Annotated in this window: 22 protein-coding genes; 7 read left to right on the plus strand and 15 right to left on the minus strand. The window is 60.3% G+C overall.

What is annotated here, in order from left to right:
• Positions 1 to 60 precede the first annotated feature (60 nt).
• From ACOYXI_RS17900 to ACOYXI_RS17915, 4 genes are all read right to left on the minus strand, one after another.
• Positions 61 to 1158, minus strand: a complete 1098-nt coding sequence (locus ACOYXI_RS17900) for a polyamine ABC transporter substrate-binding protein (protein ID WP_047596655.1) — start codon at positions 1156 to 1158, stop codon at positions 61 to 63.
• A gap of 187 nt (positions 1159 to 1345) precedes the next feature.
• Entirely contained in the window at positions 1346 to 2455 is a 1110-nt protein-coding gene (locus tag ACOYXI_RS17905) for a polyamine ABC transporter substrate-binding protein (protein ID WP_098966147.1), read from the minus strand.
• Between the two features lie 171 nt (positions 2456 to 2626).
• Positions 2627 to 3991: an aspartate aminotransferase family protein gene (locus ACOYXI_RS17910; RefSeq protein ID WP_461675123.1), complete on the minus strand. Its 1365-nt coding sequence runs from the start codon at positions 3989 to 3991 to the stop codon at positions 2627 to 2629.
• Between the two features lie 56 nt (positions 3992 to 4047).
• Positions 4048 to 5406 (minus strand): glutamine synthetase family protein, encoded by a 1359-nt coding sequence (locus tag ACOYXI_RS17915; protein WP_003229252.1) that lies wholly within the window; start codon positions 5404 to 5406, stop codon positions 4048 to 4050.
• Between the two features lie 730 nt (positions 5407 to 6136).
• Here ACOYXI_RS17915 and ACOYXI_RS17920 point away from each other — a divergent pair.
• Together ACOYXI_RS17920 and ACOYXI_RS17925 are read left to right on the plus strand one after the other, a co-directional pair.
• A complete protein-coding gene (locus tag ACOYXI_RS17920) occupies positions 6137 to 7513 on the plus strand; it encodes a glutamine synthetase family protein (RefSeq protein ID WP_003229254.1) in 1377 nt (458 codons plus the stop codon).
• Positions 7514 to 7761: 248 nt separating this feature from the next.
• Positions 7762 to 8394: a TetR/AcrR family transcriptional regulator gene (locus ACOYXI_RS17925; RefSeq protein ID WP_098966151.1), complete on the plus strand. Its 633-nt coding sequence runs from the start codon at positions 7762 to 7764 to the stop codon at positions 8392 to 8394.
• A 166-nt stretch (positions 8395 to 8560) separates the two neighbouring features.
• Here ACOYXI_RS17925 and ACOYXI_RS17930 read toward each other — a convergent pair whose 3' ends face one another.
• The 8 genes from ACOYXI_RS17930 to ACOYXI_RS17965 form a co-directional block, all read right to left on the minus strand.
• Positions 8561 to 8776, minus strand: coding sequence for a TOBE domain-containing protein (locus ACOYXI_RS17930; RefSeq protein WP_007967989.1), 216 nt, complete (start codon positions 8774 to 8776; stop codon positions 8561 to 8563).
• Positions 8777 to 8809: 33 nt separating this feature from the next.
• A complete protein-coding gene (ssuB, locus tag ACOYXI_RS17935; protein WP_047596659.1) occupies positions 8810 to 9616 on the minus strand; it encodes an aliphatic sulfonates ABC transporter ATP-binding protein in 807 nt (268 codons plus the stop codon).
• Positions 9613 to 10395, minus strand: a complete 783-nt coding sequence (gene ssuC, locus ACOYXI_RS17940) for an aliphatic sulfonate ABC transporter permease SsuC (protein ID WP_098966154.1) — start codon at positions 10393 to 10395, stop codon at positions 9613 to 9615. The genes ssuB and ssuC overlap by 4 nt, the downstream gene beginning before the upstream one ends.
• A gap of 8 nt (positions 10396 to 10403) precedes the next feature.
• A complete protein-coding gene (ssuD, locus tag ACOYXI_RS17945) occupies positions 10404 to 11552 on the minus strand; it encodes an FMNH2-dependent alkanesulfonate monooxygenase (protein WP_003229262.1) in 1149 nt (382 codons plus the stop codon).
• Between the two features lie 25 nt (positions 11553 to 11577).
• Entirely contained in the window at positions 11578 to 12558 is a 981-nt protein-coding gene (locus ACOYXI_RS17950) for a sulfonate ABC transporter substrate-binding protein (RefSeq protein WP_461675124.1), read from the minus strand.
• 89 nt (positions 12559 to 12647) lie between these two features.
• A complete protein-coding gene (gene ssuE / locus ACOYXI_RS17955; RefSeq protein WP_096797603.1) occupies positions 12648 to 13241 on the minus strand; it encodes an NADPH-dependent FMN reductase in 594 nt (197 codons plus the stop codon).
• A 331-nt stretch (positions 13242 to 13572) separates the two neighbouring features.
• Positions 13573 to 14211: a peroxiredoxin gene (locus ACOYXI_RS17960; RefSeq protein WP_103368206.1), complete on the minus strand. Its 639-nt coding sequence runs from the start codon at positions 14209 to 14211 to the stop codon at positions 13573 to 13575.
• 297 nt (positions 14212 to 14508) lie between these two features.
• Positions 14509 to 15858, minus strand: coding sequence for an OprD family porin (locus tag ACOYXI_RS17965; RefSeq protein WP_096797605.1), 1350 nt, complete (start codon positions 15856 to 15858; stop codon positions 14509 to 14511).
• A 364-nt stretch (positions 15859 to 16222) separates the two neighbouring features.
• Here ACOYXI_RS17965 and tauA point away from each other — a divergent pair, with 364 nt between their 5' ends.
• Positions 16223 to 17218, plus strand: a complete 996-nt coding sequence (tauA, locus tag ACOYXI_RS17970; RefSeq protein WP_461675125.1) for a taurine ABC transporter substrate-binding protein — start codon at positions 16223 to 16225, stop codon at positions 17216 to 17218.
• Between the two features lie 123 nt (positions 17219 to 17341).
• Here the strand turns inward: tauA and argA are convergent, their stop codons facing one another.
• Together argA and argE are read right to left on the minus strand one after the other, a co-directional pair.
• Positions 17342 to 18640 carry an amino-acid N-acetyltransferase gene (argA, locus tag ACOYXI_RS17975; RefSeq protein WP_007967974.1) on the minus strand — a complete coding sequence of 433 codons (1299 nt, stop codon included), beginning with the start codon at positions 18638 to 18640 and terminating at the stop codon, positions 17342 to 17344.
• A 267-nt stretch (positions 18641 to 18907) separates the two neighbouring features.
• Entirely contained in the window at positions 18908 to 20062 is a 1155-nt protein-coding gene (gene argE / locus ACOYXI_RS17980) for an acetylornithine deacetylase (protein ID WP_461675126.1), read from the minus strand.
• Positions 20063 to 20218: 156 nt separating this feature from the next.
• On the opposite strand from argE, the gene ACOYXI_RS17985 reads away from it, so the two are divergent.
• Positions 20219 to 21589, plus strand: coding sequence for a CYTH domain-containing protein (locus tag ACOYXI_RS17985; protein ID WP_096796143.1), 1371 nt, complete (start codon positions 20219 to 20221; stop codon positions 21587 to 21589).
• 121 nt (positions 21590 to 21710) lie between these two features.
• Here the strand turns inward: ACOYXI_RS17985 and ACOYXI_RS17990 are convergent, their stop codons facing one another.
• Positions 21711 to 22175 carry an Lrp/AsnC family transcriptional regulator gene (locus ACOYXI_RS17990; protein ID WP_027610503.1) on the minus strand — a complete coding sequence of 155 codons (465 nt, stop codon included), beginning with the start codon at positions 22173 to 22175 and terminating at the stop codon, positions 21711 to 21713.
• A 126-nt stretch (positions 22176 to 22301) separates the two neighbouring features.
• Between ACOYXI_RS17990 and ACOYXI_RS17995 the strand changes: the two genes are divergently transcribed.
• The 3 genes from ACOYXI_RS17995 to ACOYXI_RS18005 all read left to right on the plus strand — a co-directional run bounded on the left by ACOYXI_RS17995 (position 22302) and on the right by ACOYXI_RS18005 (position 24901).
• Complete coding sequence (locus ACOYXI_RS17995; RefSeq protein WP_096796142.1) at positions 22302 to 22640, plus strand: hypothetical protein; 339 nt, start codon at positions 22302 to 22304, stop codon at positions 22638 to 22640.
• Between the two features lie 90 nt (positions 22641 to 22730).
• Positions 22731 to 24515: a GspE/PulE family protein gene (locus ACOYXI_RS18000; RefSeq protein ID WP_007967966.1), complete on the plus strand. Its 1785-nt coding sequence runs from the start codon at positions 22731 to 22733 to the stop codon at positions 24513 to 24515.
• 65 nt (positions 24516 to 24580) lie between these two features.
• On the plus strand, positions 24581 to 24901 hold the full coding sequence (locus tag ACOYXI_RS18005; RefSeq protein WP_169857239.1) for a DUF2388 domain-containing protein: 321 nt from the start codon (positions 24581 to 24583) through the stop codon (positions 24899 to 24901).
• The last annotated feature ends 121 nt before the right edge of the window (positions 24902 to 25022 follow it).

Genomic DNA, 25022 nt, shown 5'->3' on the forward strand with positions numbered 1-25022 from the left:
ACTCCCAGATAAAAACAGTGCAGTTCGCCCAACGCGGACGAACCCAGGATAGTTTGTGCCTTACTTGCCCGACTTGACCTTGGTCCAGCTACGGGTCATCAAACGCTGAATATTGGGTGGCAACTCGACCGACACGTAAGTCTTGTCGAGGACTGCTTGCGGTGGATAAACCGCTTCATCGGTGCGGATGGACTGTTCCATCAGCTTGTCCGACCCGGGGTTAGGGTTGGCGTAACCGACGTAATCACTGACCTGGGCGATCACCTCAGGTTTCAGCAAATAGTTGATGAAGGCGTGGGCCTCTTTGACGTTGGACGAGTCCTTTGGAATCGCCAGCATGTCGAACCACAGCGCTCCGCCTTCTTTCGGGATCGAGTAGGCGATGTTCACGCCCTTCTTGGCTTCTTCGGCACGGTGTTTGGCCTGGAAGATATCGCCGGAGAAACCGATGGCCACGCAGATGTCGCCGTTGGCCAGATCACCGATGTATTTCGACGAGTGGAAGTAGGTCACGTAGGGACGTACGGCCAGCAGTTTGTCGGTGGCCTTGGCGTAGTCCTTCGGATTGGTGCTGTTGGCGTTCAGGCCCATATAGTTGAGCACGGTCGGCATCATTTCATCCGCCGAGTCGAGGAACGCGACACCACAGCTGTGCAGCTTCTTGATGTTCTCCGGTTCGAACAGCACGCTCCAGGAGTCGATCTTGTCGATGCCGAGCACCGCTTTGACTTTCTCGACGTTGTAGCCGATGCCGTTGGTGCCCCACAGGTACGGCACGGCGTACTGGTTGCCCGGGTCGTTCTGTTCCAGGCGCTTGAGCAGCACCGGATCGAGATTCGAATAATTCGGCAACTGCGACCTGTCGAGCTTCTGGAACGCGCCCGCCTTGATCTGTTTGCCGAGGAAGTGGTTCGACGGCACGACCACGTCGTAACCGGTACGCCCGGCCAGCAGCTTGCCTTCCAGGGTCTCGTTGGAATCGAACACGTCGTACACCGGTTTGATCCCGGTGGCTTTCTCGAAGTCGGCCAGAGTGGTCTCGCCGATGTAATCCGACCAGTTATAAATATGCACCGTACCGGCGGCCTGGGCTCCGACAGCGATCGTCAGGCCGGCAGTGGCCAGCAGGGCTTTGCGCAAAGAAGAAAAAATAGGCAAGTGGAGGTCCTCTAAATTAGTTGGGCCCAAGTTGCCCCGCGTTACATGACAGCCATGGCTGCCCGGCAACCAAACCGGCGCGCAACTTACCCTCGAAAAACCGTTCCTGCAAAACTTCCTGTCATTTAATTGATCCGCTGGCCGCCGTCGCGGCGACGACGGCCAGTGGTTGTTGCTTCAAACCGGCTTATTTACCGGATTTGATCTTGGTCCAGCTGCGGGTCAGTTCACGCTGGGTAGCGGCCGGCAAATCGGCGATCGCATACAGCTTGGCCTGCACGTCGGCTGGCGGGTAGATGCCTGGATCGGAGGTGATGTCCTTGTTCACGTACTGGGTCGCTTCGGCGTTACCGTTAGGGAAGCGCACCGCGTTGGTGATCTCGGCCATCACTTTCGGTTGCAGCAGGTAGTTCATGAACTTGTAGGCGCCGTCGATGTTTTCCGCATCTTTCGGAATCGCGACCATGTCATAGAAGCTGCCGGCACCTTCCTTCGGAATGGCGTAGCTGACTTTGACCTTGTCACCGGCCTCGGCGGCACGGGACTTGGCCTGCTGCACGTCACCCGAGTAGCCGACCGCTACGCAGATGTTGCCGTTGGCCAGGTCCGAGATGTACTTGGAGGAGTGGAAGTAGGTGATCGAAGGACGAATCTTGAGGAACAGTTCCTCGGCTTTCTTGATGTCTTCTTTCTTCTGGCTGTCGGTTGGCAGGCCCAGGTAGTGCAGCGCGACCGGGAGCATTTCGGTCGGCGAGTCGAGGAAGCTCACACCGCAGCCCTTGAGCTTGGCGATGTTCTCCGGCTTGAGCAGAGTGTCCCAGGAATCGATGGTGTCGACGCCCAGTGCAGCCTTGACCTTCTCCGGGTTGTAGCCGATGCCGATCGAGCCCCACATGTACGGGAAGGCGTGCTTGTTGTCCGGGTCGCTGACCGAAACCGCCTTGAGCAGCGATTTGTTCAGGTTGCCGTAGTTGGACAGCTTGGACTTGTCCAGCTCCTGATAAACGCCCGCCTTGATCTGCTTGGCCAGGAAGTTGTTCGACGGCACAACGACGTCGTAACCGGATTTGCCCGCCAGCAGTTTGGCTTCCAGGGTTTCGTTGCTGTCGAACACGTCGTAGACGACTTTGATCCCGGACTCTTTCTCGAAGTTGGCAATGGTGTCCGGAGCGATGTAGTCGGACCAGTTGTAAACGTGCAGTACCTTGTCGTCCGCGTGAACCGCACCCGCCATCATGCCCGCGACGGACAGCGCGAGAAGAGTCTTGCCAGCAAGCTTTTTACCTAATGCCTTCATGCGTCATGCTCCAAATTTTTCTTTTTTGAACCACTTTGTTCAGCGGCCGAACCCGGACAACTGGAACCGCGGCTAGTCTGGCAAGATCGGAGGCGGTCTTTCAAGAAAAGGCCAACCTTTCTGACACCTTCGAGCGAGAGCGCCGCAGCTCCCCCGCTCGAAGCCTAGCACTTAGGCCTGCAACGCACTGAGGGTCAGGTCCAGGCATTTACGTGCCTTGGTCACCAGCTCATCGATCTCCGACTTGCTGATCACCAGCGGCGGAGCAATGATCATGGTGTCGCCCACGGCGCGCATGATCAGGCCGTTATCGAAGCAGAACTGCCGGCAGATCATGCCCACGCCCCGACCTTCGTAACGCTTGCGAGTGGCCTTGTCCTGCACCAGCTCGATCGCCCCCAGCAGACCAACGCCGCGCACTTCGCCCACCAACGGGTGGTCGTTGAGTTCGCGCAGACGTTTCTGCAAATACGGTGCCGTTTCGTTATGCGCGTTCTCGATAATTTTCTCGTCGCGCAGAATCCGGATGTTTTCCAGCCCCACCGCCGCCGCCACCGGGTGCCCGGAGTAGGTGAAGCCGTGGTTGAAATCGCCGCCCTCGTTGAGCACCTTCACCACTTCATCACGAACGATCAGGCCACCCATCGGGATGTAGCCGGAGGTCAGGCCTTTGGCGATGGTCATCATGTCCGGCTTCAGGTCGTAGAAATCCGAACCGAACCACTCGCCGGTACGGCCGAAACCGCAGATCACTTCGTCGGCGACGAACAGAATGTCGTACTTGGCGAGGATTTCCTTGATGCGCGGCCAGTAAGTCTCTGGCGGAATGATCACGCCGCCGGCGCCCTGAATCGGCTCGGCAATGAACGCACCGACGTTGTCCACGCCGACTTCGAGAATCTTCTCTTCCAGCTGATTGGCCGCCCAGATGCCGAACTCTTCCGGCGACATGTCGCCGCCCTCGGCGAACCAGTACGGCTGCGCGATGTGGACGATGCCCGGGATCGGCAAATCGCCCTGCTCGTGCATATACGTCATGCCACCGAGGCTCGCGCCCGCCACGGTCGAACCGTGGTAACCGTTCTTGCGGCTGATGATGACTTTCTTGTTCGGCTGGCCCTTGATCGCCCAGTAATGGCGAACCATGCGCAGCATGGTGTCGTTGCCTTCGGAGCCGGAACCGGTGAAGAACACGTGGTTCATGCCTTGCGGCGCCACGTCGGCGATGGCCTTGGCCAGTTCCAGTGCCGGCGGGTGCGCGGTCTGGAAGAACAGGTTGTAGTAAGGCAGTTCGCGCATTTGTTTAGCGGCCGCGTCGGCCAGTTCATCGCGGCCATAACCGATCGCCACGCACCACAGACCCGCCATGCCATCGAGGATCTTGTTGCCCTCGCTGTCCCACAGGTACACGCCCTTGGCGTTGGTGATGATCCGTGGACCCTTCTCTTTCAGCTGCTTGAAGTCGCTGAACGGGGCCAGGTGGTGATCGCTGCTCAGGGCTTGCCACTCACGGGTTTGCGGGTTGTTGCTGGTCATGCCAATTCTCCTTGTTATCGGTGAAGGCGCGGCTGCTGCCAGCCGCGCCCGGCGTATCAGACGGCGAAGAGCAGGTACTCACGCTCCCAGGAACTGATCACGCGCTTGAAGTTTTCATGCTCGGCCCGCTTGACAGCGACGTAGCCGGTGATGAAGGTCTTGCCCAGGTATTTCTCGATGGTCGCGCTGTTTTCCATACGCTCCAGCGCGTCCTCGATGGTCAGCGGCAGGCGCAGGTTGCGGCGTTCATAGCCACGACCGACCACTGGCGCGCTCGGGTTGAGGCCCTCGACCATGCCGATGTAACCGCAAAGCAGGCTCGCGGCAATCGCCAGGTACGGGTTGGCGTCGGCGCCCGGCAGGCGGTTTTCCACCCGACGGTTCTGCGGCCCGGCATCCGGTACGCGCAGACCCACGGTGCGGTTTTCTTCGCCCCACTCCACGTTCACCGGCGCCGAAGTGTCCGGCAGGAAGCGGCGGAACGAGTTGACGTTCGGCGCGAACAGCGGCAACAGCTCAGGGATCAGTTTCTGCAGACCACCGATGTGGTGCAGGAACAGCTGGCTCATGGTCCCGTCTTCATTGGAGAACACGTTCTTGCCGGTCTCGATGTCGATGATGCTCTGGTGCAGGTGCATGGCACTGCCCGGCTCACCGGTCATCGGCTTGGCCATGAAGGTTGCGGCCACGTCATGCTTGAGCGCGGCTTCGCGCATGGTGCGCTTGAACACCAGAATCTGATCGGCCAGCGACAGTGCATCGCCGTGACGGAAGTTGATTTCCATCTGCGCCGTGCCGTCTTCGTGGATCAGCGTGTCGAGGTCCAGCTCCTGCAGTTCGCACCAGTCGTAGACGTCTTCGAACAGCGGGTCGAATTCGTTCGCCGCTTCGATCGAGAACGACTGACGACCGATTTCCGGACGGCCCGAGCGGCCGATTGGCGGCTGCAGCGGATAGTCGGGGTCGTCACTGCGCTTGGTCAGGTAGAACTCCATCTCCGGCGCCACGATCGGCTGCCAGCCCTTGTCGGAATAAAGCTTCAGGACTTTCTTGAGGACGTTGCGCGGCGACAGCTCGATCGGGTTGCCTTGCTTGTCGTAGGTGTCGTGGATCACCTGAGCGGTCGGCTCGATGGCCCATGGCACCAGGTACACGGCGTTCTGGTCGGGACGGCAGATCATGTCAATGTCGGCCGGGTCGAGCAGTTCGTAATAGATGTCGTCTTCGACGTAGTCGCCGGTCACGGTCTGCAACAGAACGCTTTCCGGCAGGCGCATGCCCTTCTCGGCGATGAATTTGTTGGTCGGCGAGATCTTGCCCCGGGTGATACCGGTCAAGTCGCCGATCATGCATTCGACTTCTGTGATCTTGTGGTCTTTCAACCAATCGGTGAGCTGGTCGAGGTTGTTACTCATAAATGCCTCTGGGCTGAGTCTCCTGACATCGTGTCAGGCAAAGTTTGACGCCGTGGCGTCGCGTTAAAGGGGGCTTGCTTGCGCGCAGTACCGGCTTACGCCTGGCACCGCGCATAGACAATGAAAGAGGAGCTTACCTGCCCTTTACGCTGGCGTTGCATTTCCTGTGCACATTCAAGGCGTGCAGAATCATGAGCACGGCTTTGGGAGCGGCACAGGCTTTGGGACTCAAAGGGATCTATATTGGAAGGAGACGCCATAAACAGGATGCTGTCCCGTGCGTCCAGAATATCGGACGTTGCCGTTGGGCCTGATGCGCACGAGAACCTCGTCGACCCGCCGCGAGCCATGCTGGCTGCATTACGGACGGATTTGTCGCCACTGATGTGATGAGCATGCAGACCGGACTGTTGCGAGCAGTCGGTGATGCCGATTAACGGCAGGCGAGACATGAAGCACCCCGGTATTATTGCTGTTATGGGTTTGGTCGGAGCTTAGCCTTGTTCATTTTTTTACACAACACCCCCGTAAAAAATACAACACGGCCTGCTCAAGCCCGCGGGTGCCAAGCGTCCCAAGGACAGAAAACTGCCCCAAAGTGCCCCATAAATGCCCTTGCAGCGCTTTTTTAGGGCAAAAAAGGCCTCGCTTGACTTCGGCAGGCCGTTCGGGTTGACTGAAACCAGAAAAGATCAATGATTGATATTTTTAACAACAAAGGTGTTGCATCATGTCGGTACCCCCGCGTGCCGTTCAGCTTAACGAAGCGAACGCGTTCCTTAAGGAACATCCTGAGGTTCTGTACGTTGACCTTCTGATTGCGGATATGAATGGTGTGGTGCGCGGCAAGCGCATCGAACGCACCAGCCTCCACAAGGTTTACGAGAAAGGCATCAACCTGCCGGCCTCCCTATTTGCTCTGGATATCAATGGCTCTACGGTGGAAAGCACCGGCCTGGGTCTGGACATCGGCGACGCCGACCGGATCTGCTATCCAATCCCCGATACCCTGTGCAACGAGCCATGGCAGAAGCGCCCTACCGCGCAACTGTTGATGACCATGCACGAACTTGAAGGCGATCCGTTCTTCGCCGATCCGCGCGAAGTGCTCCGTCAAGTTGTTGCAAAGTTTGACGAGCTGGGCTTGACCATCTGCGCAGCCTTCGAGCTGGAGTTCTACCTGATCGACCAGGAAAACGTGAACGGCCGCCCTCAGCCGCCACGCTCGCCGATCTCCGGCAAACGCCCGCACTCGACTCAGGTCTACCTGATCGACGACCTCGACGAATACGTCGACTGCCTCCAGGACATTCTGGAAGGTGCCAAAGAGCAAGGCATCCCCGCCGACGCCATCGTCAAGGAAAGTGCCCCGGCGCAGTTCGAAGTGAACCTGCACCACGTCGCCGACCCGATCAAGGCGTGCGACTACGCGGTCCTGCTCAAGCGTCTGATCAAGAACATCGCCTACGACCATGAAATGGACACCACCTTCATGGCCAAGCCGTATCCGGGCCAGGCGGGTAATGGTCTGCACGTCCATATCTCGGTGCTCGACAAAGATGGCAAGAACATCTTTGCAAGCGAGGATCCCGAGCAGAACGCCGCGCTGCGTCACGCGATCGGCGGTGTGCTCGAGACCCTGCCGGCGCAGATGGCTTTCCTCTGCCCGAACGTCAACTCGTACCGTCGCTTCGGCGCGCAGTTCTATGTACCGAACTCGCCGTGCTGGGGCCTGGATAACCGCACCGTGGCGATCCGCGTACCGACCGGCTCAGCCGATGCCGTGCGTATCGAACACCGCGTGGCCGGCGCCGACGCCAACCCGTACCTGCTGATGGCTTCGGTCCTGGCCGGTGTGCATCACGGTCTAGTGAACAAGATCGAACCGGGCGCTCCGGTCGAAGGCAATAGCTACGAGCAGAACGAACAAAGCCTGCCGAACAACTTGCGCGATGCCCTGCGCGAGCTGGACGACAGCGAGGTGATGGCCAAGTACATCGATCCGAAATACATCGATATCTTCGTCGCCTGCAAGGAAAGCGAGCTGGAGGAGTTCGAACACTCCATCTCCGACCTTGAGTACAACTGGTATCTGCATACCGTGTAAACGGATTGCAATCAGATAAAACGCCGTCGGCTGTCGTAGCCCGCGGCGTTTTTTTATGGCCCGATTTTGATCTGAATGGCCGCCTGCGGCGGTTCGGGAGCAAGCCCCCTCCCACAGGGGGCCTCAGCGAATGGGGATCGTTTGTACGCAGAAGATCAACTGTGGGAGGGGGCTTGCTCCCGAAGGCGTCCTGGCAGACAACACACGGCTCGGCTCGTACAATGCCCGCTGCCCCGCAGGAGACTTCCATGACGCGTCCCGCCCCCGTCCGCAAACCCCGTGCCCGCAGCCAGGCGCGCATCGATTCGATACTCGACGCCGCGCGTACGCTGCTGGCCGCCGAGGGTGTGGCCAGTCTGTCGATCTACAGCGTCGCCGAACGCGCGCAGATTCCGCCCTCCTCCGTGTACCACTTCTTCGCCAGCGTGCCGGCACTGCTCGAAGCGCTGACCGCCGACGTGCATGCGGCGTTTCGCGCCTGCCTGCAAGCGCCGATCGATCACGAGGCGCTGCGCGACTGGCGTGACCTGTCGCGGCTGGTCGAAGAGCGGATGCTGGAGATCTACGACGAAGACGCGGCGGCCCGCCAGTTGATCCTCGCCCAGCACGGCCTGACCGAAGTGACCCAGGCCGACCGCCAGCACGACATCGAACTCGGTGACCTGATGCACAAGCTGTTCGACCATCACTTCGAATTGCCGCGCCTGCCCAGCGATGTCGATGTGTTCGCGCTGGCGATGGAACTGGGCGACCGCGTGTATGCGCGCTCGGTGCAGCAGCACGGGCAGATCACACCGCGCATGGCCGAGGAAGGGATGCGGGTGTTTGATGCCTATATCGGCCTGTATCTGCCGCCTTACCTGCCCAAAAGAGTTCTCTAGCGCATTCACCGGCCCCTTCGCGAGCAAGCCCGCTCCCACAGGGGAACGCATTCCAAATGTAGGAGTGAGCCTGCTCGCGATGGCAGCGCCGCCGATTCAAATCCGTGCACAAAAAGAAAAACCCCGAAGGGCTCACGCCTTTCGGGGTTGTTTTTTACTCACTGGCTTACAACTTGGCGATCGACACCTCGGTGGATTTCACGAAGGCGATCACCTCGCTGCCCACCGCCAGTTCCAGCTCCTTGACCGAGCGGGTGGTGATCACTGAAGTGACGATGCCGGAAGCGGTTTGCACGTCGATTTCCGACAGCACGTCGCCGAGAACGATCTCCTTGATCGAGCCTTTGAACTGGTTGCGCACGTTGATGGCTTTGATAGTCATGGCTTTGATTCCTGTCGTTGGATGTAACTTGAGTTATTGCGCCCAACGCAATTGCGTAGGCAGGGGTGAAACAGGCTCCGGCTCCGGCGGCTCGCCGGGCAGGGACAGAACACGGTTGAGCACTTCGGTTTCCAGCGCCGCCAGTCGATGCGATCCGCGCACTCGCGGACGAGGCAACTCCACTTGCAGGTCGAGGCCGACTTCGCCGTCCTCGATCAGAATCACCCGGTCGGCAATCGCCACCGCTTCGCTGACGTCATGGGTCACCAGCAGCACGGTGAACCCATGCTGCTGCCAGAGTCGTTCGATCAGTTGCTGCATCTCGATGCGGGTCAGCGCATCCAGCGCACCCAGCGGCTCGTCGAGCAACAGCAGGCGCGGCTGGTGAATCAGCGCCCGGGCCAGCGCCACACGCTGCTTCTGCCCGCCGGACAAAGCGGCCGGCCACTCGTTGGCGCGATCGGCCAGACCCACCGCTTCCAGCGCTTCCAGTGCTTGCGGGCGCCAGTTGCCTTTAAGGCCGAGACCGACGTTGTCGATGATCTTTTTCCACGGCAGCAGCCGGGCTTCCTGGAACATCAGCCGGGTGTCTTCTCGCGCATCGCTCAGCGGCGCGGCGCCGGCCAGCAGGTCGCCGCCAGTCGGTTGGTCGAGGCCGGCGAGCAAGCGCAGGAAGGTGCTCTTGCCGCAACCGCTGCGTCCGACCACGGCGACGAATTGCCCCGCCGGAATGTGCAGGTCGATGTCGCGCAGCACTTGCCGCGCACCAAAGGTTTTCTGCAGGTTGCGCACCACCAGCGGAATCCCGCGCAGCAGGCGTGGAGGTTGTTGAGCGGTCATGCCGCACCTCCCTTGGCAACCTGATAAGCCGGATGCCAGCGCAACCACACACGCTCAAGAGCACGGGCGGCGAGATCAGCAAGCTTGCCGAGTACCGCGTAAAGCAGGATCGCCAGCACCACCACGTCGGTCTGCAAAAACTCACGGGCATTCATCGCCAGATAGCCGATGCCGGAGCTGGCGGAGATGGTTTCGGCAACGATCAGCGTCAACCACATGAAGCCCAGCGCAAAGCGCACACCGACCAGAATCGAAGGCAGTGCGCCCGGCAGAATCACCTGCCAGAACAAACTGAAACCGGACAGGCCATAACTGCGCGCCATTTCCACCAGCGCCGGGTCGACGTTGCGGATGCCGTGATAGGTGTTGAGGTAAATCGGGAACAACGTGCCCAATGCGACCAGAAAAATCTTCGCCGACTCATCGATGCCGAACCACAGGATCACCAGCGGAATCAGCGCCAGGTGCGGCACGTTGCGGATCATCTGCACCGAGCTGTCGAGCAGGCGTTCGCCCCATTTCGACAGGCCGGTGATGAAACCCAGCACCAGGCCGATGCTGCCGCCGATGGTGAAACCGAGTGCCGCGCGCCAGCCGCTGATTGCCAGGTGCGTCCAGATCTCGCCGCTGCGCACCAGACTGACACCGGCCTCGATCACTGCCACCGGTGCCGGCAGGATCCGCGTCGACAACCAACCGGCAGACACCGACAACTGCCACACCGCCAGCAGGAGCACCGGCAACGCCCAGGGCGCGAGGCTGTGGATAAATTTTTTCATGGCGCGCCTCAGCTCTGCGACGCGGCTTTGGGAAGAATGTCGTTGGCCACCATCTCGCCGAACGGGCTGACATAACCGGCGCTTTTCGGCAGTTCCGGGCGCTCGATGTCGAGGTGCGGGAACAGCAGTTCAGCGACGCGGTACGACTCTTCGAGGTGTGGATAACCGGAGAAGATGAAAGTATCGATACCCAGATCAGCGTATTCCTTCACGCGGGCGGCCACGGTTGGACCATCGCCGACCAGCGCGGTACCGGCACCGCCACGCACCAGGCCGACGCCGGCCCACAGATTCGGGCTGACTTCGAGGTTGTCGCGACTGCCGCCGTGCAGCGCGGCCATGCGTTGTTGACCGACCGAGTCGAAGCGCGCCAGCGATGCTTGCGCACGTTTGATGGTGTCGTCGTCCAGATGCGAAATCAGCCGGTCTGCCGCTTGCCAGGCTTCGGCGTTGGTTTCCCGCACGATCACATGCAAACGAATGCCGAAGCGCACGGTACGCCCGAGCTTGGCGGCTTTGGCGCGCACTTGCTCGATCTTCTCGGCCACTGCGGCTGGCGGCTCGCCCCAGGTCAGTACCATTTCGACCTGTTCGGCAGCCAGATCCTGCGCCGCTTCCGACGAGCCGCCGAAATACAGCGGCGGACGCGGTTGCTGGATCGGTGGATAAAGCAGCTTGGCGCCCTTCACGCTGATGTGTTCGCCGTCGTAATCGACGGTTTCGCCTTCCAGCACCCGACGCCAGATCCGGGTGAACTCCACCGAGGCCTGATAACGCTCTTCATGGTTGAGAAACAGACCATCACCGGCCAACTCTTCCGGATCGCCACCGGTCACCAGGTTGAACAGCGCACGGCCGCCGGACAGACGATCCAGGGTCGCTGCCTGCCGCGCCGCGACCGTCGGGGAAATGATCCCGGGGCGCAGGGCGACAAGGAATTTCAGACGCTGAGTTACCGGGATCAGCGACGCGGCCACCAGCCACGAGTCTTCGCAGGAGCGGCCGGTGGGAATCAGTACGCCGCCAAAGCCCAGACGATCCGCCGCTTGCGCGACCTGTTGCAGATAACCGTGGTCAACGGCGCGGGCGCCTTCGGCGGTGCCAAGGTAATGGCCGTCGCCGTGGGTAGGCAGGAACCAGAAGATGTTGAGGCTCATGGAGTGGTCTCCTTGGGGATTCGATTTACTGGGTTTGGCTAACCGAGCTTTCGGCCACAGCGGCCGGTGGTGTCCAGATCACATCCTTGATGCTCAACGGCTTGGGAATCAGCTTGAGCTGGTAGAAGGTGTCGGCGATTTTCTGTTGCGCGGCGACCACTTCCGGAGTCAGGAACAACGCACCGTAGCCCTGGCGTTTCACCGAGGTCAGGGTGATGTCCGCCGGCAGGCCGAGCAGCGGCGCGACCTGCTGGGTCACGTCTTCAGGGTTGGCTTTGGACCACTCGCCGACAGCGCGCACTTCTTCGACGAGGGTCTTGATCACCTCGGGATTTTTCTGCGCGTAAGGTTTGGTCGCGAGATAGAACTGATGGTTGTCGACGATGCCTTTGCCGTCACGCAGGGTGTGCGCCTGCAGTTGTTTCTCGGCAGCTGCCTGGTACGGATCCCAGATTACCCAGGCATCGACGCTGCCACGCTCGAACGCGGCGCGAGCATCGGCCGGCGGCAGGAACACGGTCTGGATATCGGAGTATTTGAGGCCGGCATCTTCCAATGCGCGAACCAGCAGGTAGTGCACGTTGGAGCCTTTGTTCAGGGCGACTTTCTTGCCCTTCAGATCCGCCACCGATTTGATTGGCGAGTCTTTCGGTACGAGGATCGCTTCGCTGTTCGGCGCTGGCGGTTCGTAGGCGACGTAAAGCAGATCAGCGCCCGCTGCTTGGGCAAACACTGGCGGAGTCTCACCGGTCACGCCGAAGTCGATCGAGCCGACGTTCAGGCCTTCGAGCAGTTGCGGGCCGCCGGGGAATTCAGTCCATTGCACGGCCACGCCTTGTGCGGCCAGACGCTTTTCCAGAGTGCCTTTGGCCTTGAGCAGCACCAGCGTGCCGTACTTCTGGTAACCGATCCGCAATGTCTCGGCTTGAGCTTGAGTAATGGCGCCGAAGGACACAGCCGCAGCAAACAGAGCGACCAGACCACGACGCAAAAATACAGTGCGCATAGCGCTCTCCTTTTTGCTGTTGGGTTTTGGCTGCACCTGCTTGGCCGTTAGCGGCTGAGTAAGGTGAGTGGAGCAAATTCGGGTAAGGCTCAAATGCTCCAGCGAGCACTCAATAAACGTTCATTCAACAGGCCCGGCTCCAGCGGTTTCGGCCGGCGAGCCATGGCACTGACAAACTGATCCAGCGCTTCATGCAGCCGCTGTTCCAGCGCTGGCGCCAGTTGCGCCTGGGCGCTGCCTTCGCCGTAAGCGATCTGGCTGTCCTCGGCAAAAATCCCTTGAAGCATTTCCTGGGCCTTCAATGCCGACAGCACAGGCTTGAGCGCGTAATCGACCACCAGCATGTGGGCGATGCTGCCGCCGGTGGCCATCGGCAGAACAATCTTGTGGTTCAAGGCGCGTTCGGGCAGCAGATCGAGTACGGTCTTCAGCGCCCCGGAAAACGACGCCTTGTACACCGGCGTGGCGATCAGCAGACCGTCAGCGTTTTCAATCTGCGCCAGCAGGTCGAGCACCTTCGGGCTGTCGAAGCGGGCGTGGAGCAAATCTTCGGCCGGGAAGTCCCGCACCTGATAACTCACCACTTCCACCCCTTGCGCCTGCAACCAGCGTTGCGAGCGCTCAAGCAACACTCCTGAGCGGGAGCGCTGGCTAGGACTGCCACCGAGTGAGACGACCAGCATTGAGACAATTCCTTAAGCGTTACAGGCGATTCGCGGGTTGCGATCTCGCTTCGATGGGAGTGACCTTACCAGCTGATTTATATATCCATAAATCATATTTATTCATTTGGTTATGCGTTTAAGAGATATGCGATTTGCTTTGTTCCGGGCAAAAAAACAGGCCGTGAAAACGGCCTGAAATCCCCTGCTTTGTGGTTCTGGATTCTCAATTCTGTGTTGCTTGGACTGACGCCTTCGCGAGCAAGCCCGCTCCCACAGGGGAACGCATTTCAAATGTAGGAGTGAGCCTGCTCGCGATGACGGTGGTGGCTACACCGCCAATCTCACTGATTCACTTGTTCGGCTGCGGCGTCAGGCGCAGGTATGGCTTGACCGCGCGATAACCCTTGGGAAAGCGCCGCTTGATCTCTTCCTCATCCTTGAGCGACGGCACGATCACCACCTCCTCACCGTCCTGCCAGTTGGCCGGAGTCGCCACCTTGTAGTTGTCGGTGAGCTGCAGCGAATCGATCACCCGCAGGATCTCGTGGAAGTTGCGCCCGGTGCTCGCCGGGTAGGTGATGGTCAGGCGGATCTTCTTGTTCGGATCGATCACGAACAGCGAACGCACGGTCAGCGTGTCGTTGGCGTTGGGGTGGATCAGGTCGTAGAGGTCGGACACCTTGCGGTCGGCATCGGCCAGGATCGGGAAATTGACGATGGTGTTCTGGGTTTCGTTGATGTCTTCGATCCACCTGTGGTGCGAGTCCACCGGGTCGACCGACAGCGCGATGGCTTTGACGCCGCGCTTGGCGAACTCATCCTTGAGCTTGGCGGTGAAGCCCAGCTCGGTGGTGCACACCGGGGTGAAGTCGGCCGGGTGGGAGAACAGCACGCCCCAGCTATCGCCCAGCCACTCGTGGAAACGAATCTTGCCGGCGCTGGAATCCTGTTCGAAGTCGGGGGCGATGTCGCCGAGTCTGAGGCTCATGATGCTGCTCCTGATGAGTTGTTGGAGAACTCAACTGTAGCTCGGGATTCGACATCATGAAAAAGAATAAATAAATAGATATCTAGAATCTAAAGGAATATTAAACATCGTTCACTGGACGCTCACCGGCATCGCGACGAACATCGCCCTCAAGGTTCGAGAAGGCCTTGAGTAGCTGCAAAAGAGGGGAATTTCGGGCCAGGCTTACGGGGGTGAGCCCTGACCCGAAAATGCAAAAGCCCCGTCCGGCGCGATGCCGGACGGGGCTTTTTTTACATCAACAGCTTGAACGCGCTGTTACAGCAGCGGGATCGAGTAGCTGACGATCAGGCGGTTTTCGTCCTGGTCGCGTTGACCTGGGATGTCGTTGCGCCAGGTAGCGTTTTTCCACATGAAGCCCAGGTTCTTGGCCGGGCCTTCAGGAATAACGTAACCGATGGTCAGATCGCGTTCCCACTCGGAAGCACCGGTACCGTTCTCACGACGGTTGGAGCCAACGGTGTCGATATCATCGCCACGCAGGTAGACCAAACCGGCGGTCAAGCCAGGCAGGCCGACTTTGGCGAAGTCATACGAGTAGCGTGCTTGCCAGGTTTTCTCGCCGGCACGACCGAACTTCTGGATCTGCATGTCGGTGATGGTGTAGTTCGACGAACCGTCGCCCTGGTTCAGCCAAGGGAAGTCGGAGCTGCCGTTGGAAACCTGGTAGCCGCCACCGAAGGTGTGGCCTTCAACGGTGTACAGGAACAGGCCGCTGTACAGATTGTTGTCGATCGGGCCTTTGCCGCTGACGTTGCCGACGTAGTTACCGTTACCGAAGTAGGCTGCGGTGTTGCCATTGGCGCCGTCGTCGCTGCTGTGGAAGTAGCGGAAGTCAGACTTCAGCACGCCCGGGCCGATTGCCCAGTTGTGAACCAGACCCAGAAAGTGTTGCTTGTAGAAGTCTTCCAGGTTGCCGTAGTAGTACTGGGCAGTCAGGTCCTTGGTGATTTTGTAGTCACCACCGGCGTAGTAGAACTTGTTGCTGTTGGCAACGCGAGCGTTCGCACCACCAACGGACAGGTTCTCGTTGTTGCTGGAGTTACGACCTTTCACTGCTTCGATCTGACCAGCGACCAGGGTCAGGTCCTTGATCTCGCCGGAAGTGATCTGGCCACCCTGCCAGGTTTGTGGCAGCAGACGACCGTCGTTTGTCACGATGACCGGGTTCTTCGGCTGCAGGGTACCCAGCTTCAGTTCGGTCTGGGAGATCTTGGCCTTGGCGGTCAGGCCCAGGCTCGAGAAGTTATCAACAGCTTCGCCGTTGGACTTGCTCGGGAACACAGTGCCACCGTAGGAAGTCGAGGTTGCACCGTTGGTGCCGCCGCCCGAATCCAGGCGCACGCCCAGCAGGCCGATGGCGTCGATACCGAAGCCTACGGTGCCTTGGGTGTAACCGGAGATGAAACGCAGATCGAAGCCTTGGCCCCATTCTTCGTTCTTGTTCTGCGCGCCAGCCGCTTTGGTGCCGGAGTCACGGTTGTCAGTGTTGATGTAGAAGTTGCGCAAGCCCAGAGTGGCCTTGCTGTCTTCGATGAAACCGGCGGCGCCTGCCTGCTGCGCCATAACCCCTACGGCCACAGCCAGGGCCAAGGTGGACTTGTTCATGTAAAGCTCCTCTCGTTTCTAATTCTTGTGTTCCTGGCCCGGGGTCTGATGCCCTGGATCCTAAGATGCGCGATTAGCGCCAGACCGTGACTGACAAGTCAATCGTAACCTTGTGTGTCTACGACCAAGGTCTAATCGCAGTGATTTGGTCCGTGCAGAGTAAAGATTTCCTGATAAACCCAAAAAGAATTTATTCATTCTTTTTCATATCATTCGGGAATATGGCCACTATCTAGCCATCTTCGCCCGGATACAACGTATCGGCGACTAAGCTCATTCCTAAATGGTATTTGTTAGCCTTTTTTTATATCGATTAGCTTTGGCGCAACCCCAATTCGTCAAACCCTATCGAAAAGGCGACGCCATGATGGCTAAACGCGCACTATCTAGTCAATTTGTTACAGTTTGTGTGTCGACGCTGATTTGTTTTTCCGCGCAGGCTGCCAACCTCACCATCGGTTATCAAACCGGGATCGACCCCAGCAAAGTCCCCCAGGCCGACGGCACTTACGAAACAACCATCGGCCAGAAGATCGACTGGCGACGCTTCAATAGTGGCCCGGAAGTTGTGACAGCCATTGCCTCCGGCGATGTGCAGATCGGCAACCTCGGCTCCAGCCCTCTGGCCGCGGCCGCTTCACGCAATCTGCCGATCGTCGCCTTCATTGTTTCAGCGCAGATCAATGCCGCCGAGGCCTTGGTGGTGCGTAATGGCAGCGGCATCAATAGCCCGCAGGATCTGGTCGGCAAGACCATCGCCACGCCCTTCGTCTCCACCTCCCACTACAGCTTGCTCGGCGCTCTCAGGCACTGGGGCCTGGACACCAGCAAAGTCAAAGTGGTGAACCTGCAACCCGCGGAAATCGCCGCCGCCTGGAAGCGTGGCGACATCGACGGTGCGTTCGTCTGGTCGCCGGCGCTGGGTGAAATCCGCAAGACCGGCAAGACCCTGACCGATGCCGCTCAAGTCGGCCAATGGGGCGCACCGACGTTCGAAGTCTGGGTCGCGCGCAAGGACTACGCCGAGAAACATCCTGAGGTGGTAGCCAAATTTGCCAAGGTCACTCTAGACGCGTTTGCCGATTACGCCAGCCATAAAGACAGCTGGACAGCGGACTCGGCGCCGGTGCAGAAAATCGCAAAACTGACGGGTGCCAATGCCGCCGACGTGCCGGAATTGCTCGCCGGTTCCGAGTTCCCTGATGCCAAGGCGCAGCAATCAACTGCACTGCTGGACGGCGGCACGGCGAAGGCGATTGGTGAGACGGCGAAGTTTTTGAAGGAACAAGGCAAGGTCGAGACGGTGCTGCCGGACTACTCGCCGTACGTCAGTGCGAAGTTTGTGACTGAAAACAATTGAATAGGTGGTGAGGGGATTCATCCCCAATGGACTGCGCAGCAGTCCCCTGCTTTTGGTGAAGCGGGGGCCGCTGCGCGGCCCATCGGGGATGAATCCCCTCGCCACAAGAATCCCTCGGTATCTTCAGAGGGTCTTTTCGAAGATCTTCGAGTTGCGCTGATAGTTGTACAGCGACGCCCGCGCCGCCGGCAGACGCTCGACACTGCTAGGTTCGAACCCGCGCTCGCGGAACCAGTGCGCCGTGCGGGTGGTGAGGACGAACAGGGTTTTCAACCCTTGCGCCCGGGCACGGGTCTCGATGCGCTCCAGCAGCTCATCGCCGCGACCACCGTGACGGTACTCCGGATTCACCGCCAGGCACGCCAGTTCACCAGCGTCCGAATCGGCAATCTGGTACAGCGCTGCACAGGCGATGATCATGCCTTCACGCTCGACCACGCTGAACTGCTCGATCTCGCGCTCCAGCACTTCGCGCGAACGACGCACCAGAATCCCCTGCTCTTCCAGCGGGCTGATCAAATCGAGCAAACCACCGACGTCTTCAATCGCCGCCTCGCGCACCAGTTCGAATTGCTCCTGAGCGACCAGTGTGCCGCCACCGTCGCGGGTGAACAGTTCGGTCAGCAGCGCGCCGTCTTCGGCGTAGCTGACGATATGGCTGCGCGCGACACCGCCACGGCAAGCCTCGGCAGCAGCATCCAGCAGTTCCGCCTGATAGTTATTGCCCAGACGCGCCAGATGCGCAGGCACCTGTTGCGGACGCAGTTCGCGCACCAGTTTGCCGTTCTCGTCGATCAGACCGAGGTCGGCGCCGAACAGCAGCAGCTTGTCGGCACCGAGGTCGATGGCGGCGCGGGTGGCGACGTCTTCGCAGGCGAGGTTGAAGATTTCCCCGGTCGGCGAGTAGCCCAGCGGCGAAAGCAGCACGATCGAACGCTCGTCGAGCAGACGATTGATGCCTTTGCGATCGACCCGGCGCACTTCACCGGTGTGGTGATAGTCGACACCTTCAAGCACGCCGATCGGCCGCGCGGTCACAAGGTTGCCGCTGGCCACCCGCAAGCGCGAGCCCTGCATCGGCGACGAGGCCATGTCCATCGACAGCCGCGCTTCGATAGCGATACGCAGCTGACCGACCGCGTCGATCACGCACTCCAGCGTTGCCGCATCGGTGATGCGCATGCCGTGGTGGTAGTGCGGGGTCAGGCCGCGCGCAGCGAGGCGGGTTTCAATCTGCGGGCGCGAACCGTGGACCAGCACCAAGCGCACGCCGAGGCTGTGCAACAGCACGAGGTCGTGGACGATGTTGCCGAAGTTCGGATGCTCCACGCCGTCGCCGGGCAGCATGACGACGAAGGTGCAGTCGCGGTGGGCATTGATGTAAGGGGACGCGTGACGAAGCCAATTGACGTATTCGGGCATGAACCTGGGCCTGTAATAAATAGCAGCCGAAAAAAGGGCGAAACGGAAAACGCACAGCGGGCTGATGGTTATCGTCGGAACAGGCTTGGCGACACGCGCGCTCTCCTCATGAATACGGGTTGGGGTGCTGGCAATTTACAGCGTTTGGTCTGACAAAACACCGTCCCCCCTGTGGGAGCGGGCTTGCTCGCGAAAGCGGTGAGTCAGTCGACATCGATGTACCTGATACAGCGCTTTCGCGAGCAAGCCCGCTCCCACAGGTGGACATCATCGTTTGTCCGGGTTCAGGCAATAATGTTCAATCAACTGCCGCAATAGATGCACGGTAGGCTGCAAACGTGACATTTCAAGGTATTCGCCGGGCTGGTGTGCGCAGGCGATGTCGCCGGGGCCGAGCACGATGGTTTCGCAGCCAAGGCGCTGAAGATAAGGCGCTTCGGTGCCGAACGCTACTGCTTCGGCACTGTGACCGGTGAGCTTTTCGGCGATGCGCACCAATTCGGTGTCTGCGGCCTGCTCGAATGGCGGCACTTCCGGGAACAACGGCTTGTAATCGATCTTCACCTGATGCCGCTCGGCCACCGGATTGAGCTTGCGCAGGATTTCCGCACGCAGGACATTGGGGTCCATGCCCGGCAGCGGACGCAGGTCGAACTCCAGTGAACACTGGCCGCAAATGCGATTCGGGTTGTCGCCGCCATGAATACAGCCGAAGTTCATGGTCGGTTGCGGCACGCTGAACTGCGGGTTGTTGAATTCACGCTGCCACAACAGACGCAAACCGCGCAGTTCGCCGATGGCATCGTGCATCGCTTCGAGGGCGCTGTGGCCCAGGCGAGGATCCGACGAATGGCCGCTCTGCCCGAGGATGTCGATGCGCTCCATCATCACACCTTTATGCAGGCGGATCGGTTTGAGCCCGGTCGGTTCGCCGATTACCGCTGCACGGCCCAGCGGCTTGCCGGCCTCGGCCAGCGCCCGGGCACCGGACATCGAGCTCTCTTCATCACAGGTGGCGAGGATCAGCAGCGGTTGCTTGAACGGCTGGTCGAGCAGCGGCTGCACGGCCTCGATGATCAGCGCGAAAAAGCCCTTCATGTCGCAACTGCCCAGGCCGACCCAGCGACCATCGACTTCGGTGAGTTTCAGCGGATCGGTCTGCCACAGCGCATCGTCATAAGGCACGGTATCGCTGTGCCCGGCCAGCACCAGGCCGCCGGGCCCGCTGCCAAAACTGGCGAGCAGGTTGAATTTGCCGGGGCTGACCTGCTGGATATCGCAGCTGAAGCCCAGATCCCCCAGCCAGCCGGCAAGCAAGTCGATCACCGCCCGGTTGGACTGATCCAGGCTCGGTTGGGTGCAACTGACCGACGGTGCGGCGATCAGTGCAGCGAACTGGTCTTGCATGGATGGCAAAGGCATCGCTGACTCCAACTCCCGATTTGAAGTCCATCATAGAGCCATCCGGCGCTCGGAATAAACCGCCGCAGGGCGTAGGACGGATCAGTCCTGTACACTGCACGGCCTTGGCAGCCACACATTCCCCCGGCTGCGCTCCCGATCCTGGATTTTCCGGCCATGCAGAAAGAAACCGAAATCAAACTCCGCGTCAGCCGCGAAACCCTCGCTGCCCTGCGCGAGCACCCGCTACTGAAAAAACGCAACAAAAATGGCTGGGAACGCCGTGAGTTGATGAACCAGTACTTCGACACCCCCGAGCGCGATCTGGCTCAGGCCAAAGTCGCCCTGCGCCTGCGCAAGGACGGTGACGAAGTGATTCAGACCCTCAAGACCCGTGGTCAGAGTGTTGCCGGTCTGTCCGAGCGTAACGAGTACGACTGGAAATTGCCCAAAGCCAAGCTCGACGTGAAGAAACTCGATGGCGAATGCTGGCCCGAGTCGCTGGCCGAGCTGGACAAGAAAACCCTGAAGCCGATCTTCACCACCGATTTCGTCCGCGAGCGTGCGGAAATCGCCTGGGGTCGCGGCAAGGCCAAAGTGGTGATCGAAGCCGCGCTGGACCTCGGTCACGTGGTGGTCGGCAAACAGAAAGAAGAAATCTGCGAGCTGGAACTGGAACTGCGCGAAGGTGAGCCTGCCGCGTTGCTGGAACTGGCCGCCGAACTGGCCGAAACCCTGGCCCTGATGCCGTGCGACATCAGCAAGGCCGAACGCGGCTACCGTCTGTACGACGCCAACAGCTACTCGCTGAGCCTGCCCGCGCCGCAACTGACCCCGGAAACCCAACTCGACGACGCCTTCGCCGCGCTGGCCTGGCACTTGCTCGGCAGCAGCCAGCGTCTGGCCGAACAATATCGCTTCAACGGCCACTGGCGCCTGCTGCAGGACTGGGTCGAGAACCTCGCGGAAATGCGCGCCCTGCTCAGCAGCCTCGGCCAGGCTGCACCGCGTCCGGCCACTCACGACCTGCGCGTGGCGCTGGATGCACTGCTGGAAGACTGGCGCCCGCTGGTGCAGGTCGGCATCGAAGACGAAGACGTACGCAAGGCCGCGCCGGAGCAATTCCTCGAAGAACTGGAAGACCCACGCTGGGGCCTGTTCTCGCTGACTGTTTCGCGCTGGCTGCTGGCCCGCACCTGGGCCGCCGAGCGCAACACCCGCGGCAACCGCCAGGGCGCCGCGCAACTGCACAGCTGGCTGCCGCGCATGCTCGGCGAAGAAGCCACGTCCCTGCAACTGCAGCGCTATCAGCAGCAGCCGGAAGATCTGGCCGAGCAACTGCCGCGCATCGAACGCATCCAGGTCTGGCTGCACCATGCCCGTAACGTGCTGGAGATCGCGGAAATGGATCGCCTGTACGGCGAGCTGAACAAACTGGCGCAACTGGCCAACGAGCCGACGATCACTGACGAACTGCTCGATGCGCGCAAGCAGCAGGCGATTGCGGTTTATCAGAATCGTGCGTGGAAAATGCTGCTGCGTATGTAATGACTGTGTGGTGAGGGGATTCATCCCCGATGGACTGCGCAGCAGTCCCTGCTTTCTACTAAAGCGGGGCCGCTTCGCGACCCATCGGGGATAAATCCCCTCGCCACGGAGGCCATCCGTGCTAGACCGGGAGGCTGGTCGTCGACTTGATCTCCGACAGCGCCACAATCGAGTTCACCTCCTGAATCCCTGGCACCAGCGACAGCTTTTCGAAGAAGAATCGCTCATACGCCTCGATGTCCGCCGCGACAATGCGCAACAGAAAGTCCACCGCGCCCATCAACACATAACACTCCAGCACTTCCGGAAAACCGCGAATCGCCTCGGTGAATTCGGTGAAGTTCGAACGCCCGTGGGCGTTGAGTTTGATCTCGGCGAAGATCTGCGTGTTCAGGCCGATCTTCTTGCGATCAAGCAAGGTCACCTGACCGCGAATGATCCCCTCCTCCTTCATCCGCTGAATCCGCCGCCAGCACGGCGATTGCGACAGCCCCACCTGCTCGGCGATCTGCGCGCTGGACAGTGACGCGTCCTCTTGCAGCAAGGCGAGAATCCGCCGGTCGTAGCTGTCCAGCTCGCTGTGCATAATCAATCCTCAAAATGATAATTTTCCGAATTACTCATGCCGAGCAATCCGCGAATTCGCTCATCTTAGACAAGAAATGCCCGGCATCGAATGTAAAAATTCCTCCACTGACTCTGGAGACCGGACATGCCTCACCTCGAAGCCGTGAATACCCCCGCGCCCCGCGCCGATGTGTGGAACGTCAACAATGCCCACTGCTGTGCGCGTTATCAGTTGCTCGCCGAAGCCGAGCCGGATCTGTTGGTGCGGGTGCTGAATCTGTTTGCGCTGCAATTCCTCACGCCGCAGCAGGTCCACGTCGAACGGCTCGACGATCTGCTGTCGATCGATATCGTCATTGATGGTCTGAGCTGGCATCGCGCCCAGGTGATTGCGGAAAAACTTCGTAACCTGATCAGTGTCTGCTCGGTGAACCTGCAAGACGCCGACACGGCGTGGGCTGCGCCGGCCCAGGCGTCCGGCTGACAAATCCGGCAACGGCTTTGTCGGGTAGTGGCCCAACAGTCTGCGGGGCCACGACTATCCTTTGCGCACAGTCGTTCAAAAGGAGCCCGCATGTCCGTTCAACTCGCCACTCAGGACCGCTGGCTGGATCTCAACGATGTGTTGCGTGAACTGGTCGCCCAGGGTTTTATCAGCCAGGACTCGGCGGAGCAGGCGCTCAACGCCCGCCGCCGCCATGCGACCCACGGCCAGCAACATCCGCTGGAGTTCATCGCCAGCCAGCAATTGGATGACCTCAGCCGTCCAGGCAAACATCTGGACCTGGAAAGCCTGACCCTGTGGCTGGCGCAGCAGGCCGGCCAGCCGTACATGCGCATCGACCCGTTGAAGATCAACGTAGCCGCCATCACCCCGCTGATGTCCTACGCCTTTGCCCAACGGCACAAGATTCTCGCGGTGGCGGTCGACCGCGATGCGGTGGTCGTGGCCAGCGCCCAGCCCTACGTCACCGGTTGGGAGGCTGACTTGACCCACGTGCTGAAGCTGCCGATCAAACGGGTGGTCGCCAACCCGGTGGATATCCAGCGTTTCAGCGTCGAGTTCTTTCGCCTGGCCAAATCGGTCAGCGGCGCCAGCACTGCCGACGCGCAGAGCGGTAACCTCGGCAACTTCGAACAACTGCTCAACCTCGGCGCCAGCGATCAGGAACCGGACGCCAACGACGCGCACATCGTCAACATCGTCGACTGGCTGTTCCAGTACGCCTTCCAGCAGCGCGCCAGCGATATCCACATCGAACCGCGCCGCGAACAGGGCACCGTGCGTTTCCGCATCGACGGCGTGCTGCACAACGTCTATCAATTCCCGCCGCAGGTGACCATGGCGATCGTCAGTCGCCTGAAAAGCCTCGGGCGGATGAACGTCGCCGAGAAGCGCAAACCCCAGGACGGCCGGGTCAAGACCAAAACCCCGGACGGCGGCGAGGTGGAGCTGCGGCTCTCAACGCTGCCCACCGCGTTTGGCGAAAAAATGGTCATGCGGATCTTCGACCCGGAAGTGCTGCTCAAGGACTTCGATCAGTTGGGCTTTTCCGCCGACGACCTGCGCCGCTGGCAGGACATGACCCGCCAGCCTAACGGCATCATTCTGGTCACCGGACCAACCGGCTCGGGCAAGACCACCACGCTGTACACCACACTGAAAAAACTGGCGACGCCGGAGATCAACCTCTGCACCATCGAAGACCCGATCGAAATGGTCGAGCCGGCGTTCAACCAGATGCAGGTGCAGCACAACATCGACCTGAGCTTCGCCGCCGGCGTGCGCGCGCTGATGCGGCAAGACCCGGACATCATCATGATCGGCGAGATCCGTGACCTGGAAACCGCAGAAATGGCGATTCAGGCGGCACTCACCGGCCACCTGGTGCTGTCGACCCTGCACACCAACGATGCCCCCAGCGCGATCAGTCGGCTATTGGAACTCGGCGTGCCGCACTATCTGATTAAAGCCACGGTGCTCGGGGTCATGGCCCAGCGTCTGGTGCGCACCCTGTGCCCGCACTGCAAGGCGCCGCTGACGCTGGAAGAGGAAGACTGGCAAACCCTGACCCGGCCCTGGCAGGCGCCGCTGCCGGGCAATGCGCAACGCGCTATCGGTTGCCTGGAGTGTCGCGACACCGGTTATCGCGGACGCGCCGGGGTCTACGAAATCATGCAGTTGAGCGATAGCCTCAAAGCGCTCATCACCCCGGACACCGACCTCACCGCCATCCGCCGGCAAGCCTTCAAGGAAGGCATGCGCAGCCTGCGCCTGTCGGGTGCGCAGAAGGTCGCGGCGGGACTGACCACCCTTGAAGAAGTGCTGCGGGTTACGCCGCAGAGTGAGCAGAAATAGGCCACTACGGAACCGGATTGGCGAATCGTTATCCAACGCCGTAGTTAACCCCCAGGAGTCACTCAATCATGCGTCTCAAACTTGCTGTCGCCACCATTGCCTTGCTGTCCCTTCCCGTTGGTTCAGCGATGGCCGACAGCTTTTGGCGTAACGTCATTTCGTCCGGCGCCACCACCGGTTCGACCTACCTGACCTTCAAGGATCACAAGCTGATCGTTGCCGCACAGGACGATGCCGGCAGCTTCGTTGCCAGCGATGGCGGCATCCGTGGGCCGTACCTGGAAGCAGCGATGCAGAAAGTCCGCGCCGACAATCCGGGCCTGCAGGCCACGGACATGGAACTGGCGAATGCGATTCTGGCGAAGAACGCAGTGGCCTCCGAGTAAGCCAGGCGCCAACAAAAATGCCGCTCGATCGAGCGGCATTTTTTTGCCCGTAATGTCGAATTCACCACGACCCCCTGTGGGAGCGGGCTTGCTCGCGAAGGCGGTGGGTCAGACGCATCCA

Source organism: Pseudomonas sp. G3-19, from assembly GCF_054855875.1.